At 44.0% G+C, this 17276-nt stretch carries 14 protein-coding genes; 12 read left to right on the top strand and 2 right to left on the bottom strand.

Annotated features, from left to right (window positions below):
- The first annotated feature begins 4 nt into the window (after positions 1-4).
- A complete protein-coding gene (gene rpmI / locus MHB56_RS20725; protein ID WP_036679507.1) occupies positions 5-205 on the top strand; it encodes a 50S ribosomal protein L35 in 201 nt (66 codons plus the stop codon).
- Positions 206-236: 31 nt separating this feature from the next.
- On the top strand, positions 237-596 hold the full coding sequence (gene rplT / locus MHB56_RS20730; protein WP_036679505.1) for a 50S ribosomal protein L20: 360 nt from the start codon (positions 237-239) through the stop codon (positions 594-596).
- A gap of 129 nt (positions 597-725) precedes the next feature.
- Here rplT and MHB56_RS20735 read toward each other — a convergent pair whose 3' ends face one another.
- On the bottom strand, positions 726-1268 hold the full coding sequence (locus MHB56_RS20735) for an acyl-CoA thioesterase (RefSeq protein ID WP_051491073.1): 543 nt from the start codon (positions 1266-1268) through the stop codon (positions 726-728).
- Between the two features lie 309 nt (positions 1269-1577).
- Here MHB56_RS20735 and MHB56_RS20740 point away from each other — a divergent pair, with 309 nt between their 5' ends.
- The 5 genes from MHB56_RS20740 to MHB56_RS20760 all read left to right on the top strand — a co-directional run bounded on the left by MHB56_RS20740 (position 1578) and on the right by MHB56_RS20760 (position 6882).
- Positions 1578-2627 carry a BMP family lipoprotein gene (locus MHB56_RS20740; RefSeq protein WP_076107271.1) on the top strand — a complete coding sequence of 350 codons (1050 nt, stop codon included), beginning with the start codon at positions 1578-1580 and terminating at the stop codon, positions 2625-2627.
- Between the two features lie 179 nt (positions 2628-2806).
- Entirely contained in the window at positions 2807-4345 is a 1539-nt protein-coding gene (locus MHB56_RS20745) for an ABC transporter ATP-binding protein (protein ID WP_076192998.1), read from the top strand.
- On the top strand, positions 4338-5411 hold the full coding sequence (locus MHB56_RS20750; protein WP_076107269.1) for an ABC transporter permease: 1074 nt from the start codon (positions 4338-4340) through the stop codon (positions 5409-5411). The genes MHB56_RS20745 and MHB56_RS20750 overlap by 8 nt, the downstream gene beginning before the upstream one ends.
- Positions 5412-6368, top strand: coding sequence for an ABC transporter permease (locus MHB56_RS20755; RefSeq protein WP_036679496.1), 957 nt, complete (start codon positions 5412-5414; stop codon positions 6366-6368).
- Between the two features lie 184 nt (positions 6369-6552).
- A complete protein-coding gene (locus tag MHB56_RS20760) occupies positions 6553-6882 on the top strand; it encodes a hypothetical protein (RefSeq protein WP_076128060.1) in 330 nt (109 codons plus the stop codon).
- A 22-nt stretch (positions 6883-6904) separates the two neighbouring features.
- Here the strand turns inward: MHB56_RS20760 and MHB56_RS20765 are convergent, their stop codons facing one another.
- On the bottom strand, positions 6905-7351 hold the full coding sequence (locus MHB56_RS20765) for a GNAT family N-acetyltransferase (protein ID WP_036679492.1): 447 nt from the start codon (positions 7349-7351) through the stop codon (positions 6905-6907).
- Between the two features lie 591 nt (positions 7352-7942).
- On the opposite strand from MHB56_RS20765, the gene ilvB reads away from it, so the two are divergent.
- The 5 genes from ilvB to MHB56_RS20790 all read left to right on the top strand — a co-directional run bounded on the left by ilvB (position 7943) and on the right by MHB56_RS20790 (position 17276).
- The gene (ilvB, locus tag MHB56_RS20770) at positions 7943-9685 is read left to right on the top strand and encodes a biosynthetic-type acetolactate synthase large subunit (protein ID WP_076304533.1); all 1743 of its coding nucleotides are present in this window, start codon (positions 7943-7945) and stop codon (positions 9683-9685) included.
- Positions 9682-10170, top strand: a complete 489-nt coding sequence (gene ilvN / locus MHB56_RS20775; RefSeq protein WP_170914191.1) for an acetolactate synthase small subunit — start codon at positions 9682-9684, stop codon at positions 10168-10170. Before ilvB ends, ilvN begins: the two co-directional genes overlap by 4 nt.
- A gap of 177 nt (positions 10171-10347) precedes the next feature.
- A complete protein-coding gene (gene ilvC, locus MHB56_RS20780) occupies positions 10348-11340 on the top strand; it encodes a ketol-acid reductoisomerase (protein ID WP_036679485.1) in 993 nt (330 codons plus the stop codon).
- Between the two features lie 102 nt (positions 11341-11442).
- Positions 11443-12984 (top strand): 2-isopropylmalate synthase, encoded by a 1542-nt coding sequence (locus tag MHB56_RS20785; RefSeq protein WP_038569217.1) that lies wholly within the window; start codon positions 11443-11445, stop codon positions 12982-12984.
- Positions 12985-13271: 287 nt separating this feature from the next.
- Positions 13272-17276, top strand: coding sequence for a collagen binding domain-containing protein (locus MHB56_RS20790; protein WP_341143947.1), 4005 nt, complete (start codon positions 13272-13274; stop codon positions 17274-17276).

Genomic DNA, 17276 nt, shown 5'->3' on the forward strand with positions numbered 1-17276 from the left:
CACCATGCCTAAGATGAAAACACACAGCAGCCTGAAAGGCCGCTTCAAAATTACCGGAACTGGTAAAGTAACACGTTACAAAGCTCACAAAAACCACTTGCTGTCCCACAAATCTAAACGCGCTAAGCGCGTTCTGAACGGAAATCCAGTAATGGCCCCTGGGGATGTAAGACGTTTGAAACAAGGATTGGCTAACTTGAAATAGTTTATTACACATTTTTGGGAGGTTTATTAATATGGCAAGAGTTAAGGGCGGATTTGTAGTTCGTCGTAAACATAAAAAAGTGTTGAAATTGGCAAAAGGTTATTTCGGTTCTAAACACCGTATTTTTAAAACAGCTAAAGAACAAGTAATGAAATCGATGGTTTACGCTTACCGCGACCGTCGTCAAACTAAACGTAACTTCCGCAGACTGTGGATCGTTCGTATTAATGCAGCAGCTCGTTTGAACGGTCTTTCTTACAGCAAGCTTGTATACGGCCTGAAATTGGCTGGTGTAGAAGTTAACCGTAAAATGCTGGCTGATCTGGCTGTGAATGATCTTAACGCATTCAACTCCTTGGCTGGTATTGCTAAAGAGAAAATCAACGCGTAAGTGTTGTAATATAACCGAAAAGCACCGCCTGCGGGTTGCCCATGCAGCGGTGCTTTTTTGTGCGGTAAGATAGGGATGAAGCAGCGTTGACATTCCCTACATAAAAGAAAAAGCTCTGCATCTGCAGAGCTATTCCCAGTACTTTATGGTGTTTAATTGAGCGGCGAGTTTTTTGCTGATATTGCGGCGAACTTTTCGTAGCTCGGAACGTTCATTAGCAGATTCGTTGATCAGCTTCTCTTCGTCTGTCTCTGGGATGATAGCTGGGACCGGAGTAGGCGTGCCATCCTCTTCGACTGCGACAAAGGTTAGGAATGAAGTAGCAGCGACAGCGCGCTCTCCAGTATATAGATTTTCTGAAATGATCTTCACAAACACCTCTATGCTTGTCCGTCCGGTCCAGGAGACGAAGGATTCAAAGCATACGGAGTCAGTAGGGCGAATGGGTCTCAAGAAGTCTACAGAGTCTGTAGAGGCTGTGACGACGTTAGTTCGACAATGGCGCATAGCTGAAATGGAGGCTACTTCATCAATGCCGCTCATAAGCTTGCCACCGAATAATGTTTTGTGATTATTGACATCATTAGGGAAAACGCGTCCGGTTTTGAAGACACGGGATTCACGGCAATATTTGAAGGCCGGTGTTGTTTGTGGATTTATTTCTTCGGTCATGATCTGATAACTTCCTTTCAGTGCAATTACTAAGGAATCATAATAATAGAAAACACTTAAGTGTGCAATAATATTTGTAATGTGTTGGAATACTATACAGAGTAAAATCAGGGTTTCTGACATTAACCAGACATAACTGTAACATGCTATGTCATGGAAAGCGGTTACTTGCTAAAAAGTGCAAATTATTATTGACCTGAGGTCATTTATGCACTGGATTTTAGATTTTATTGCAGTTATAATTTGAACTAATGGAATGTCCAAGCAGAACACAGAAGACATCCAATATTTTAAGGGGGATTACATTCAATGAAAAAAGGTTTAAAGCTATCTCTTGCAATGTTGCTGTCTCTTACAGTCGTTTTGACAGGCTGTGGAAACAACAATAACAACGCCGCTAAAGGTGAAACTAATGCAGGAACCAATGCAGGAACAAACGCACCTAAATCCGATTTCAAATTTGGTATGGTTACTGACATTGGTGGCGTAAACGATAAATCGTTTAACCAATCCGCATGGGAAGCATTGCAAGCTCTTGAAAAAGAAACAGGTAGTGGCGTTAAGTACTTGCAAAGTAAATCAAATGCTGACTATGAGCCAAACCTTAACTCCTTCGTTAAAGATGGATACAATTTGACTTGGGGTATTGGTTTTGATCTTGGCGACGCAATTAAAAAAGTAGCTACTGAGAACCCAAATGCTAACTTGGCTATCATTGATAGCGTAGTTGAAGCTCCTAACGTAGCTTCCGTTACTTTCTCCGAAAATGAAGGTTCCTTCTTGGTTGGTGTGGTTGCTGGTCTGACTACAAAAACTAACAAAGTTGCATTCATCGGTGGTCTGGAAAGCCCTGTAATCAAACGTTTTGAAGCTGGCTTTAAAGCTGGTGTAGCAGCAGTTAACCCTTCAGCTAAAGTAACACCTACTTATGCTGGTGGTTATGACAAACCAGACGTTGGTAAATCTCTTGCGGCTACATTGTATAACGACGGAAACGACATTATCTTCCCTGCTGCTGGACAAACAGGAAATGGCGTATTCAACGAAGCTAAAGCTCGTAACAAAGCAGGCGGTACTAAAGTATGGGTTATTGGTGTAGATAAAGATCAATCCATCGAGTTTGGTACTGACGTTACTTTGACTTCCATGATCAAACGTGTAGACGAAGCTGTTCTTAAAGTTTCTAAAGAAGTAATTGACGGTACGTTCAAGGGTGGTACTACAACCGTTCTTGGTCTGAAAGATAATGGTGTAGGTATTTCTGATACTAAGGACAACGTTTCTGAAGAGATCCTGGCTAAAGTTGAAGAATACAAAAAACAAATCATTGATGGAACAATCACTGTTCCTTCCGAGTAATAGTTAGTCTCCATTTATTGCAATACAATAAGGATCAAAGAATAAGGCCGGTGTTGTGCTGGCCTTATTCCTTGTTAAAGCACTGGTTATGATAAGAGGAACATAGATATACCGCCTTACAAAGGGCGGTACATCCGTGTCTATAAGGTAGTTATATATTCTGTGATGAGGGTGATTCCATGAGTGCTGCGGCTCCTGTCGTAGAGTTGAAGCAAATCACAAAACGCTTTCCCGGTATTGTTGCTAACGATTCCATTAGCTTGACGCTTAAAAAGGGTGAAATCCTTGCATTGCTTGGTGAGAATGGTGCAGGCAAGTCCACTTTGATGAACATTGTATTTGGATTGTATCAACCGGATGAAGGCAGTATTGAAATCGACGGGAAACCGGTTATTATTGATAACCCCAATAAAGCTATTGAGCTTGGTATTGGTATGGTTCATCAGCATTTCAAGCTTGTGGAGCCTTTTACGGTGACCGAGAATATTGTTCTTGGGATGGAGCCGAAAAAAGGTCTTAAAATTGACTATAAATCCGCTGCGGAACAGGTTCGGAAGCTATCGGAGCAATATGGCCTGCAAGTGAATCCAAATGCCGTTATTCATGACATTTCGGTAGGTATGCAGCAAAGGGTAGAAATTATGAAGACCCTGTACCGTGGAGCGGATATTCTCATATTTGATGAGCCGACCGCAGTACTTACGCCTCAAGAAATTACGGAACTCATGGCGATTATGAAGCGGCTTGTTGCAGAGGGAAAATCCATTATTTTGATCACGCATAAGCTTAAAGAAATCATGCAAATATCTGATCGGGTCACCATTATTAGACGTGGGAAAGTAATTGATACTGTGAATACCGCAGAGACCAATCCTAATGAGCTAGCTGAAAAAATGGTTGGGCGTGGCGTAACTTTCAAAGTGGACAAAAAGGTTCCTGAGGTTGGCCAATCTGTACTCAAACTGAAGGATGTCAGCAGTAAGAGTAAAGATGGGGTCTCCGTACTGGATGGTCTTAGCTTTGAAGTAAAAGCAGGGGAAATTCTCGGGATCGCTGGCGTAGATGGTAATGGACAAAGTGAGTTGATCCAGGCCATTACAGGTCTGCGCAAAATTGATTCGGGTTCGATAACCGTGTCTGGCAATGAAATTGCTAATTTATCACCGCGGAAGGTTTCAGAGATGAATGTCTCTCATATTCCTGAGGACCGCCACAAGCATGGGTTAGTGCTTGATTTCACCATGAGTGAGAATATGGTTTTGGAAACCTATTATAAGAGTCCTTACAACAAAAATGGCTTTTTGCAAAATGATGTCATTGATAAGTACGCAGCGAAGCTTATAGAGCAATTTGATGTACGTACACCTTCAATAGAGACCAAAGCACGTTCTTTATCCGGCGGAAATCAACAGAAAGCGATTATTGCGCGGGAAATAGATAAAAATCCGACATTGTTAATTGCCGCACAACCTACACGCGGTCTAGATGTTGGGGCTATTGAATTTGTTCAGAAGCAACTCATAGCTCAGCGTGATCAAGGAAAGGCTGTTCTACTTATTTCCTTTGAATTGGACGAGATTATGAACGTCTCTGACAGAATCGCTGTTATCTATGAAGGGAAAATTGTCGGTGAAGTGTTCCCGCAAGATACGAATGATCAGGAACTGGGTCTTATGATGGCAGGCAGCTTGCAGCGGGGAGGTAAGGCAGTTGAATAAGTTCAAAAAAATCTTCACAACTGACAGCTACATCGTTCCTCTGGTTGCCATCGTGCTTGGTTTTCTTGTGGGAGCAATAGTTATGCTTCTGGGCGGTTATGATCCGATAACTGCTTACTCCGCACTGTTCAAACGTGTGTTTGGTAATTTGTATAACTTTGGTGAAGCTGTGCGCGAAATGACACCATTAATGCTTACAGGGCTAGCCGTAGCTTTCGCATTCCGTTCAGGGATGTTTAATATCGGGGCAGATGGCCAAGTAATGATTGGTATGACAGCGGCAACAGTGGTGGGTATTAAGATGGCAGGTCTGCCATCCTTCCTGCTTGTCCCGCTTGCTGTAATTATTGCGGGTGTCTGCGGTGGTTTATGGGCAGGGATTGCCGGTTATTTGAAAGCAAAACGTGGGATTAACGAAGTTATTACCACAATCATGTTAAACTGGATTGCTCTTTACCTGTCGAATTATATCGTTAGAAACTTTTTGTTGCTTCCAGGACAAAATCGTTCCGAGGATATTCCGGCCTCGCTTTCCATGACCTTTTTGAATTCGATATTTGATAATGCACGTCTACACTGGGGTACAGCTATTGCTCTTGCTGCAGCGGTATTCTTCTATGTGTACTTATGGAAGACCAAGCAGGGCTACGAAATGCGTGCAGTTGGTTACAATCCACATGCTGCCGAATATGCAGGGATGAATGTTGGACGTAACGTTATGAAGGCAATGTTCATAAGTGGTGTATTCGCCGGTCTGGCCGGAGCAGGAGAGGTGCTTGGTGTATTTCATTATCAAGCTATTTTCGCGGCATCGCCAGGATATGGATTTGATGGTATCGCTGTTGCTCTTCTTGGTTTAACACATCCACTTGGTGTTATTCTGGCTGCGATTCTCTACGGTACGCTGACTTATGGTTCTGCGGGTATGAGTTTTGCTGCAGATGTTCCACCAGAGCTTATTCGTATCGTTATTGGTTCAATCATATTCTTTATTGCGGCACAAGGGATTGTGCGCTGGGTGCTTAAGCCCTTTTACTTCAAGCGCAAGAAAGAGAAGGTGTTATAGATGGATCTGCAGACGTTAGGTCAACTGCTTAATACAACGCTTGTTTTTTCCACAGCGCTCATTTTTGCCTCACTTGGCGGCATCTTCTCTGAACGTTCCGGTGTCGTAAACATTGGACTTGAAGGTTTGATGATGTTTGGTGCCTTTGCGGCAGCAGTAGGCGGTTATTATGCTCAGGACGCTGGAATGGGCGAATGGGCTCCTTGGGTTGGTGTACTCTGTGCTATAGCTGTTGGTGTGCTAGGCTCACTAATTCATGCGGTTGCATCTATAACCTTTAAATCTGATCAGACGATTAGTGGTACGGTTATTAACTTTTTAGCTGCAGGAAGCACGCTCTATATGGTAAAGCTCCTGTTTGATGGATCAGCTGAAACTCCGATCATTGATGGGTTTAGCAAGGTTGCAATTCCTGGGCTCTCCAAAATCCCAGTGATTGGTGAAGGGATTTTTAATTCCTATCCTACAACTTATCTGGCCATAATACTGGTCATCGTTATTTATTTGGTTCTGTTTAAGACGCCATTTGGATTGCGTTTGCGTGCAGTAGGTGAGCATCCAAGTGCTGCAGATACACTGGGTGTAAAAGTTAATCGGATGAGATATATCGGTGTAATGTTGAGTGGATTGATGGCGGGTATTGGTGGAGCTACAATCACTTTAACAACAACCGGAACCTTTGGACATAATACAATCTCTGGTCAAGGTTTTATCGCCATTGCAGCGATGATCTTTGGGAAATGGAATCCACTTGGTGCCTTTGGTGCAGCGGTATTCTTCGGATTCTCCCAAGCGATTCGCAACTATGTTCAATTGTATGAGTGGTCACAAAATATTCCTCAAGAGTTTATCTTTATGATCCCTTATGTACTGACTATCATCGTGCTGGTAGGGGCTGTAGGCCGTTCCTCTGCTCCTAAGGCATTAGGACAGCCATACGATCCTGGTAAGCGATAGACATGTAACTATTCAAAGCCGTATTTCCGGTCTTTTCCCGGAAATACGGCTTTTTTATTAGGATCAGCAAGGATAAACATTGAGGCAGGAGGGCAAATGTACAGGCGAAGGTCCTTTCCATCGAATAGACTGTTTTGTAGATGATGCAAATGAGAGGCGTACAAAACATTTAGGAGGGGATCATATGACTAAGCCAGTTACGAAGAAGCAGGTTATGAGACTCGTGGGTAAGCAGATCATTGCAGTAAAAAAGGACGGTACTCAGGTGACAGGGAAACTGCTTCGTGTATCCGGAAATCGTCTGATATTACAACGCGTAAGTGGTAAAAAAGTACAAACCAAAGCAATCATTCCTTTAGTGTTGTTTGATTTGCTAGCCATTGGTACAGCACCTTATGCTTTTGGTGGTGGCTATGGCGGTGGAGCGCCTTATGGCGGAGGTCCTGGCTATGGCAATCCTTATGGAGGTTACGGGTACGGAGGCACACCCTATCCACCTTTCGGATTCTTTTAAGTTCAGTTGAAATTTGATTTAACTAGATGAACCTTTTCTCCAATTCGTAACAGAAGCTTAGGGATTGATAACGGGCTACGCTGTAGCCCAATTTTTGATAAAAGGCAAGAGCTGCTGTGTTTCCTAAATCGACGGATACCTTAGCCCGATGACATCCGCGTGATAGTGCAAATCGTTCTGCTCGATCCATGAGCATATTTCCCAAGTGTTTGCGCCGTGCTGCGGGTGCTATGGCTAACATATCGATATAAAGTAAATCACCATGCAGCAGGAAATGGACAAACCCCATTGGATCACTCTCATAGTCGGGACAGGCGACTAAGGTGATACCGTGTCCCAGACGACGGGGGATATCTTTTTTGATTTTGGCAATTTCAGTCTTTGGCAAATGAGATAATGGTACAAGCTGTCGCTCGATTAAATCAAGGATAATGACGTCATCCTGCTTGGGTCGACGATAACGGATCATAGAGCGCCCCCTTTCTACGCATTGTCGTACATCATATGTCGGGAGCGTGGTGGGGGTTCCCAGCACGTAGAAGTAGGAGTTGTGACAATATTAAAAATAAGGGTATTGACTTATCCATGTTAGGAATCATATAATGTGTCTAAACATTTTATCGAACATACATGTATCGGCAATGATGAGGACGAAGTTTTAAGGGCTCTTTTGCTCAGAGAGTGTGAGGATCTGCTGCAACCTCCACCGAAATCCCTTATATACGAGCTCACCTCGGAGCTGTTTTCCTGAAAGGTCCACTGGCTAGAGTGGTGGAATTATTAGGGAAAATCGTTTAGTCCGCGTTAGGGACTTCAGGTTACAGAGATTAGGGCCCTTGCCTACATCGATGGATTTTTGTATACCTGATAAGGCGTTGCATCGCGAGATGTAATGCAAACATGGGTGGTACCACGGAAGATCAACCTTTCGTCCCTCACGCGCTAATACTGTGCGTGGGAGGCGAAAGGTTTTTTTGTTTTATAAGGAACCATTTGCTGATGTATAAAGGACGGTCCGTCATTTGCATAATGAATGTTAAATATCGGAGGAGGAATACTGATGAGCGCGCAAATACCGGAATTACGGTCTACTGAGCAGTTAAAAGAAAAATGGATGGAGCCGGAGGTCATTTCCGGTTCCGAGATATTACTCCGCAGCCTTGTATTAGAAGGTGTAGACACTGTATTCGGATATCCGGGTGGAGCTGTACTGTACATCTATGATGCATTGTACGGTTTTACGGATTTCAATCACGTGTTAACACGTCATGAGCAAGGTGCTATTCATGCAGCTGACGGTTACGCTAGAGCAAGTGGCAAACCAGGGGTATGTATAGCTACCTCAGGTCCCGGAGCAACGAATCTTGTAACAGGTATTGCTACAGCATATATGGACTCCACTCCATTGGTTGTAATCACAGGTAACGTATTCTCCAGCCTGATCGGTACAGATGCTTTCCAGGAAGCAGACATTACCGGGATAACGATGCCAATTACTAAGCATAGCTACTTTGTAAGAGATGTTGAGGATCTCCCGCGTGTTATACATGAAGCTTTTCATGTGGCGAATACCGGTCGTAAAGGTCCAGTGTTGATCGATATTCCGAAAGACGTGTCAGCAGCGAAGACGTTGTTCACACCAGTGAAAACAGTGAATCTTCGGGGCTACAATCCTTGTACAGTTCCAAACAAACTGCAGCTTGATAAATTGGTTCGTGCGATTGCGGTTGCTGAACGTCCGATCATCATTGCAGGTGGTGGAGTCATTTACTCCGGAGCACATGAAGCTATGTTCGAATTCGTGAAACGGACAGAGATTCCAATTACTACAACCTTGCTGGGTCTCGGAGCTTTCCCTAGTGCAGAAGAACTTTGGATGGGAATGCCGGGTATGCATGGTACGTATACCGCGAATAATGCGATCCAACAGTGCGATTTGCTCATTAATATCGGTGCACGTTTTGATGACCGTGTTACTGGCAGACTGGACGGCTTCGCGCCAAAAGCCAAAATCGTGCATATCGATATCGATCCTGCAGAAATCGGGAAAAATGTATCGCCTGATATTCCGATTGTAGGCGATGTGAAAACGGTATTGGAAATGCTGAATCCTGAGGTTGGCCGCGCAGCTAATGCTGATGCTTGGAGAACACAGATTGCTCAGTGGAAGCTAGATCAGCCGCTTCGGTATAAGGATTCAGAAACAGAGCTTAAACCACAATGGGTGATTGAAATGATCAATGACACCACTAAAGGTGAAGCGATTGTTACAACGGATGTTGGTCAGCATCAAATGTGGGCTGCACAATACTATAAGTTCAATCATCCGCGTTCATGGATTACTTCAGGCGGTCTTGGAACGATGGGCTTCGGATTCCCGTCAGCTATCGGTGCACAGATGGCACATCCTGAACGGCTGGTAGTATCCATTAATGGTGATGGCGGCATGCAAATGTGTTCCCAAGAGCTAGCGATATGTGCGATTAACAATATACCAGTCAAAATTGTAGTAATTAACAATCAGGTGCTTGGCATGGTTCGCCAATGGCAGAATCTTATCTATGATAAACGTTACAGCTTTACAGACCTCGCAGGCAGTCCGGACTTCGTTAAGCTGGCTGAGGCCTATGGTGTAAAAGGTCTACGGGCGACGAATAAGGAAGAAGCACGTGATGCATGGCAGAAAGCACTGGAAACACCGGGTCCAGTATTGGTAGAATTCGTTGTTCCAAAAGACGAGAATGTCTACCCGATGGTAACTCAAGGTTCAACCATCGATCATATGCTGATGGGGGATGAATAACAGTGACAAGACATACGATTTCTGTACTCGTAAATGACCAGCCGGGTGTGCTTCAACGGGTGTCGGGTTTGTTCGGTCGCCGCGGATTTAATATTGAGAGTATAACGGTTGGCCAGTCTGAAGAGGTTGGATTGTCCCGGATGGTTATCGTTACTCTTGGAGACCAGCATACGCTTGAACAAATCGAGAAGCAGCTCTACAAGTTAATTGATGTAATTAAAGTCGTTGATCTTGGATCTAAGCCCATGGTTGCTCGTGAGCTGGCTCTGATTAAAGTGAATGCTGATCCAAGTGAGCGTCCGGAAATTATGGGCGTTGTAGAAACCTTCCGGGCTTCAGTTGTTGATATTGGCAGCACTACATTGTTAGTACAGGTAGTTGGAGATACAGTGAAGATTGATGCGATGATCGAGCTTTTGAAACCTTATGGAATCAGAGAGCTGTCTCGCACGGGTATTACGGCTATGGTACGCGGTAACTCTTAAATATTTTATTTTGCGACTTTAACGGATTACTGCTTGATTGCATTAATCTGATATGATATGAATGAACTTCCCGCTAAAGAGCGGGAGCTTGAGGAGCAGCTAGATCTTCTATGATTCCAGTTCTCTTGAAGCACCCGCTCTTTATGATGGGTCTCAAATTAAAGGAGGATATTGACAATGGCAGTTACAACGTACTATGAACAGGATGCAGAACTTAGTGTATTAAAAGGAAAGACAATTGCGGTAATCGGGTACGGTAGCCAAGGACATGCCCAAGCACAAAACCTGCGTGACAGTGGTCTTCAAGTTGTCATCGGTCTTCGTGAAGGTAAATCTTTTGAAACTGCGAAAAATGACGGTTTTGAAGTATTGCCAGTAGCTGAAGCAGTATCCCGTGCAGATGTTGTGCAAATCCTAATGCCAGATGAAACACAGGCTTCGGTATATAAAAATGAAGTAGAACCAAACCTTAAAAAAGGCGCAGCTTTGATGTTCTCCCACGGCTTTAACGTACACTTTGGACAAATCGTTGCTCCTAAAGATGCAGACGTGTTGCTTGTAGCACCAAAATCTCCAGGTCACATGGTTCGTCGTACTTATGTTGAAGGCTTTGGCGTTCCTGGTTTGATTGCTATCGAACAAGATGCAACTGGAAAAGCTAAAGAAATCGGTCTTGCTTATGCAAAAGGTATCGGCTGTACACGCGCAGGGGTTATCGAAACTTCCTTCCGTGAAGAAACCGAAACTGACTTGTTCGGTGAACAAGCTGTACTTTGCGGTGGTGTATCCGCACTGATCAAAGCTGGCTTCGAAACATTGACTGAAGCAGGATATGCTCCTGAGATGGCTTACTTCGAATGTCTGCACGAATTGAAGCTGATCGTTGACATGGTATACGAAGGCGGATTGTCCAGCATGCGCGATTCTATCAGTAACACTGCTGAGTACGGTGACTATGTAACTGGACCACGCATTGTAACTGAAGATACTAAAAAAGCTATGAAAGCTGTTCTGACAGATATTCAAGAAGGTAAATTCGCTCGTGACTTTATCCTTGAGAACCAATCCGGACGTGCTTTCCTTACCGCTACTCGCCGCAACGAAGCTGCTCACCCAGTAGAAGTTGTAGGTAGCCAATTGCGTGAAATGATGCACTGGATTAAGAAATAATCATAATCATACTTATGATTAAATAGTATTACCTTCAAATGCGGCCGTGACTTTGCGAGCCGCATTTGAGAGTTTCAGCACAATTTTTGGGAGGTGCTTAGCATGCGGAAAATTTATGTGTTCGATACGACACTGCGAGATGGAGAGCAGTCACCAGGTGTGAACCTCAACACGCGTGAGAAAGTGGAGATCGCTTACCAGTTAGAGAAGCTGGGAATTGATCGCATGGAAGCGGGTTTTCCTGCAGCTTCTCCAGGTGATCTAGCTTCTGTTAATGCGGTGGCAAGAGCTGTGAAGAACGTCACGGTAATCGGCCTTTCTCGTTCTAGAGAGACAGATATTGATGCTGTAAAAGAAGCACTACAGGGAGCGCAGGACCCTTGTATTCATATTTTTCTGGCTACATCTCCTATTCACCGCCAGCATAAGCTACGGATGGATAAGGCTCAGGTGCTGGAAACTGCACAGTCTGCTATCCGATACGCTAAAAAATATTTCCCTAAGCTCGAGTTTTCATTAGAAGACGCGGGCCGTACGGAGTATGATTTCATGGCTGAAATGGTCGGCATGGCTATCCGGGAAGGCGCTAATGTTGTTAATATCCCGGATACTGTAGGTTATTTGAATCCTTCGGAGTACGGAGCTATCTTTAAATATCTAAAAGAGAATGTGCCTGATATTGAACGCGTACAGCTTAGTGCCCATTGTCATAACGATCTTGGTATGGCTACAGCAAATACGCTGGCTGCGATTCAGAATGGTGCAGATCAGATCGAAGGAACGATCAACGGTATCGGTGAACGTGCCGGGAACACAGCGATTGAAGAAGTTGCGCTAGCGCTTGAGACACGGGCTGAATTTTTTGGTGCAAAAACATCGCTTACGTTATCTGAGATCTCTCGCACAAGCCGTCTGGTCAGCAAGCTTACAGGTATGGTGGTTCCAGGGAATAAAGCGATTGTAGGAGCTAACGCATTTGCTCATGAATCGGGTATTCACCAGGACGGGATGCTAAAAGAGAAAACTACCTACGAGATCATGACACCGGAGACTATTGGACTTAAAGAGAGCAAGCTGGTACTCGGCAAACACTCTGGACGGCACGCTTTCCGCGATAAGTTGAGTGATCTTGGGTATGATTTGTCCGAAGAAGAGCTGAACACCGCTTTTTCTAGATTTAAGGATTTGGCAGATAAGAAAAAAGAAGTATCAGATGAAGACATTTTGGCTTTGATTGAAGAGAAATTAATTGATACGCCAGAAGTCTTTAAGCTGCAAACGATGTTCGTTACTTATGGTAATGAAGCTGTTCCAACCGCCAAGGTTATTATTGCGGGTCCGGAAGACCAGCCGATTGTAGCTGAGGCCGAAGGTAATGGTTCAGTAGATGCCATCTACAATGCTATTGATAAAGCCACGAATGAGGAAGTTACCCTTGGAGATTATTCGATTAAATCGGTCTCCCGTGGTAAAGATGCGCAGGGTGAGGTTCATGTGGTGCTTTCGCAGGGAGAAGTAGCTGCACAAGGCCGTGGACTTAGCACCGATATTCTAGAAGCAAGTGCCCGCGCTTATATTGATGCGCTGAACAAGCTTCTGGAGAAGCGTAAGACTTACACCAAACGTGATCACGCTAGTCTATAAGATGTACAATGTTATTTTTATTTTCCACTAAGTAGTAAATACGACAGGGATATGCGAGTTATTGCGCATATCCCTGTTTTTTTTTGCAATAAAAAGATCTCCAAGACTGCAATAGGACGCTGTTCAGATTATGTATAGATGGACTATTTACAATAGTTGTTAGGTTGCAAATTTATATCATGAGAAAGAGTCAAGGAGGTTAATGCGGGGGAGTAGAGTACGGGATTCAAAGGATAAAGCTTAGGAAAAGCACGATAAACGGAGTGACAAAGGAGGCATTTTTAATAATGTTATCAAAAAAGAAAATTAGCGCATTGCTCGTAGTATTCTTGCTTGTGACGCAATGGGCTTACAGCTTTGGCTTTGGAGTCAATTCGCAGGCATATGCGAGTGGCAACGGTACTGTAATTGGAGATGACCTCATTACTAGCGTTACGCTTGCTGTATACACCGATGATAAATACACAAATACGGTTACAGAAAGCGTATATGAACTTGATTCCTATTCGGAATTGAACTATACATGGTCACTTCCAGATGGGCATGGATATAAGGATGGGTCCACCTATACCTTTGATCTTCCAACACAGTTTGAACTTTATAACGATCTGAATGGTGATCTTATTTTTGACGATGAGCCTGTAGGGACTTATACCGTCGACAAAAATACTAACCGCGTTGTATTTACATTTAATGCTTATATCGAAACTCACGATAAAGTGGGAGGGACTTTCTCCGTAAGGTCGCTTTTGAGCTCCAAGAAAATTACAGGCTCCACGAAGCAAACCCTGATTTTCCCGATACAAGGCGGTACTCAGACTATTGAGCTTAATTTTAAGCCGAAGGTTAGCTCTACTATAGAAAAAGACGGTTCGCCTAAGCCGCAGTATTATAACCCAACAAGCATCGCTTGGACGGTTGATGTGAATAAGGCACTGGAAAGCGTAAAAAATGCAGTTGTCACCGACACACTTCCTGCGGGATTATCACTGAATACGGTATCTATTGCTGTTTATGAGCTTGATGTGAAGGTCGATGGGACTGTGAGTCTTGGCAATCTAGTGGACAGCAGCAAGTATGATGTGGCAGGATCCACTTTGGGAGAGTTAAAGCTGAAATTTGCGGATAACCCGCTTACTAAGGCTTACCGGATTGGCTTCTCTACGGATATTACTGGTACTGGTGTAGATGCGAAAACCTTTTTGAATGAGGCAGTCTTAACAGGAGATAACGGATTTTCTAAAAAGGCTAGCACTACAGTTACAGTAGGACGTGGCAAACCACTATCGAAAGAGTCCATCAATTACGATGCAGCGAATCAGGTGATTTCCTGGGCTGTTAATTTCAATTACAATGAAAAAACAATTTTAGCGGCAAATGCTATTTTGAAGGATACATTCAATAACACCCAAGATCTAATTCTCAGCTCGGTTAAAGTTTATCCTGTAACGATCGACAGTAATGGCAACGGGGTTAAAAGCGCGGAAATCGCTTCAAGCGAATATACAATAACTCCAACAACTGCAACGGGATTAAATGGTTTTGATCTGAAATTTAACAATGATATAAATTCTGCCTACCGTATTGAATATCAGACAAAGGCAAATGGCAGAGTATTTGATGATGGCAAGATTACGAACAAAGTTACTTATGATGGAAAAACAGAAACGGGTTACAGTGATATCAAGCAGCAAATTCTCCATAAATATTATAGCAACGTTAATTATGCGACTAAGACCCTTGATTGGACTATCCAAATTAACGACGACAGCAAGACTATGGAAAATTTAGTGGTGACGGACACTTTTGGCAATGCCGGATTAAAGCTTGTTCCGGGTACATTAAAGGTTCAACCAACTAAAGGCGGAACTGCTACCGTCCATAGTGTTGTTTACAATGCGCATGATCCGGTTGCAGTAAACGATGGATTTGTGATTACTTTTAATGCGCCGATAAATGAACCTTACACAATTACTTATACAACAAGCTTTAACTATGATTGGCTGGCTCCGGGCAAAACTCAATTCACTAATACAGGTGCACTCGATTGGAAAGAAACGGTTAATGGGGTGCAGGAGTCTAAGCATAAAGAAGCGACCGTAATCTTTAATCCAAGAGATGAGGTTAAAAACAATGGGAAGAAGAGTGGTTCCTACAATGCTGTAACTAAGGAAATCACTTGGAACATTGGGGCTAATTATAATCAGAAAACGTTAAACCAAGCTCAACTGGTTGATACCATTTCAGCTGGCCAAGTTGTAAATATGGATTCTGTGAAAGTGAATAAATGGGAGTATGGAAAGGATGGAAATCCTTCTCCTCAAGCTAGTGTGAATTCCGCGGACTATAAAGTGGAGCTGGATGGCAGTGAGCTGAAGGTGACATTTAATAAAACGATTAATTATGCGTTCTACGTCACTTTCAAAACAACGTTCGCGGATCAAGCGATTGATTCAAATGAAATTAAAAATACAGCTACGTTATATGACGGTGCGAAAGTAGAGTCCGCTAAACTGCAAGCTTCTGTTAATATCCCTCAGGGCGGGGAATACGTTAACAAAGAAGGTGCGCAGGATGGCAATAAAATACATTGGACGGTTTACATCAACCGTAACCAATCTTTTGTAAAAGAAGCGGTAATTACGGATATTCCAAGCGACAATCAAATCCTGCTGTCCAATACATTCCATGTCTACAAAACGAAAGTTGCAAGCAATGGGGATGTAACATCGACCAACCAAGAATTGGTGAGTGGTACAGATTATAAGCTGGAAATCACTACGGATAATGACGGAAAAGAAAGCTTTAAGCTTAGTTTCCTGAAGGATATTTCCGAAGCTTATATTTTGAAATATGACTCCCTGATCACAGCGCAAAACAATGATAAGGTAACCAATAAGGTTAGTTTCGATGGTAAAAACATCAAGGTAGTTCCAGGTGTAAGCACCGAGGAAATTATCGTTAAGCTCTCTAGCGGCTCCGGCACAGGAAGCGGCGTAAGAGGACCGTTGACGATTACCAAAGTAGAAGACGGGAATACGAGTAAGGTGTTAAGTGGGGCCGTTTTTGATCTGTATCGGGTAGTTGATGCCGATAAGATCTGGATTAAGGAAGGCACTACGGATACAAACGGGATACTTGAATTTACCAAACTAACAGGTGGGAAATATATATTAATTGAGAAAACAGCGCCTGCTGGTTATGTTCTTGATCAAACACCACATGAAGTGACTATTTCTTCGACGACAGGGATAAGCCTTGAGGTAAAAAACAAAGTTCCGACACCAACAGCAACGCCTATACCGACTGTAACGCCCGCACCAACAGCAACGCCTATACCGACTGTAACGCCCGCACCAACGGTAACACCAACGCCAGCGCCAACAGCAACACCAACGCCAGCGCCAACAGCAACACCAACGTCGACACCGACAGCAACACCAACGCCAGCGCCAACAGCAACGCCAGCGCCAACAGCAACACCAACGTCGACGCCAACAGCAACACCAACGTCGACGCCGACAGCAACGCCAACGTCGACACCGACAGCAACGCCAACGTCGACGCCGACAGCAACACCAACGTCGACGCCGACAGCAACACCAACGTCGACACCGACAGCAACACCAACGTCGACACCGACAGCAACACCAACGTCGACACCGACAGCAACACCAACGCCGACTCCAGAGGAACCGACAGGTCCTATCTGGACACCATCACCGACACCGGAAGTAGTCGTTACTTCTACACCAACAGCAACACCAGTTGTGGTGGCAACACCTTCGCCAACACCGATGGTAACGCCAGTGTCGACGGCAACGCCAACGGTTACGCCAACAGCTACTCCAAGCCAGCCTGTGGCAACTAGTACGCCTGTTGTTCCGCAGGTAACTCCACCTGTGCAGAAAGAGATTACCAATGAAGATGTTCCTATTGAAGGTGAAATTCCACTTGGGGGAGTGCCAAGCTTGGGAGATGAGCCGGGACATGGTAAAGTGACTATTACTAAGGATGGCAAATGGGTCTACACACCTGATCCGGGCTATATTGGTAAAGATAAATTCACCATTATTGTTACAGATGAGAATGGAAATGAAGAAGAAATCCTCATAGAGATTGATGTGGAGGAAGTACCAAAGGGTACAGTTACTGAGCCGGGAAATAACAGCAATAAACCGACTCAGCTTCCGAAAACAGGAGAAGACAGCGCGTTTCCGATCTACTTAGCTGGTGGAAGTCTGGTGCTTTTAGGGGTTGTATTAACAAGACGATTCAAACGTAATAACTAG

It is taken from the genome of Paenibacillus sp. FSL H8-0315 (assembly GCF_038005365.1).
Lineage (GTDB): Bacteria > Bacillota > Bacilli > Paenibacillales > Paenibacillaceae > Paenibacillus_AQ > Paenibacillus_AQ odorifer.

What these genes read in the sequence shown, in the direction of transcription:
- rpmI (WP_036679507.1), top strand. Translation starts at nt 5, where the DNA reads ATGCCTAAGATGAAAACACACAGCAGCCTGAAAGGCCGCTTCAAAATT.
- rplT (WP_036679505.1), top strand. Translation starts at nt 237, where the DNA reads ATGGCAAGAGTTAAGGGCGGATTTGTAGTTCGTCGTAAACATAAAAAA.
- MHB56_RS20735 (WP_051491073.1), bottom strand. Translation starts at nt 1,268, where the DNA reads ATGACCGAAGAAATAAATCCACAAACAACACCGGCCTTCAAATATTGC.
- MHB56_RS20740 (WP_076107271.1), top strand. Translation starts at nt 1,578, where the DNA reads ATGAAAAAAGGTTTAAAGCTATCTCTTGCAATGTTGCTGTCTCTTACA.
- MHB56_RS20745 (WP_076192998.1), top strand. Translation starts at nt 2,807, where the DNA reads ATGAGTGCTGCGGCTCCTGTCGTAGAGTTGAAGCAAATCACAAAACGC.
- MHB56_RS20755 (WP_036679496.1), top strand. Translation starts at nt 5,412, where the DNA reads ATGGATCTGCAGACGTTAGGTCAACTGCTTAATACAACGCTTGTTTTT.
- MHB56_RS20760 (WP_076128060.1), top strand. Translation starts at nt 6,553, where the DNA reads ATGACTAAGCCAGTTACGAAGAAGCAGGTTATGAGACTCGTGGGTAAG.
- MHB56_RS20765 (WP_036679492.1), bottom strand. Translation starts at nt 7,351, where the DNA reads ATGATCCGTTATCGTCGACCCAAGCAGGATGACGTCATTATCCTTGAT.
- ilvB (WP_076304533.1), top strand. Translation starts at nt 7,943, where the DNA reads ATGAGCGCGCAAATACCGGAATTACGGTCTACTGAGCAGTTAAAAGAA.
- ilvC (WP_036679485.1), top strand. Translation starts at nt 10,348, where the DNA reads ATGGCAGTTACAACGTACTATGAACAGGATGCAGAACTTAGTGTATTA.
- MHB56_RS20785 (WP_038569217.1), top strand. Translation starts at nt 11,443, where the DNA reads ATGCGGAAAATTTATGTGTTCGATACGACACTGCGAGATGGAGAGCAG.
- MHB56_RS20790 (WP_341143947.1), top strand. Translation starts at nt 13,272, where the DNA reads ATGTTATCAAAAAAGAAAATTAGCGCATTGCTCGTAGTATTCTTGCTT.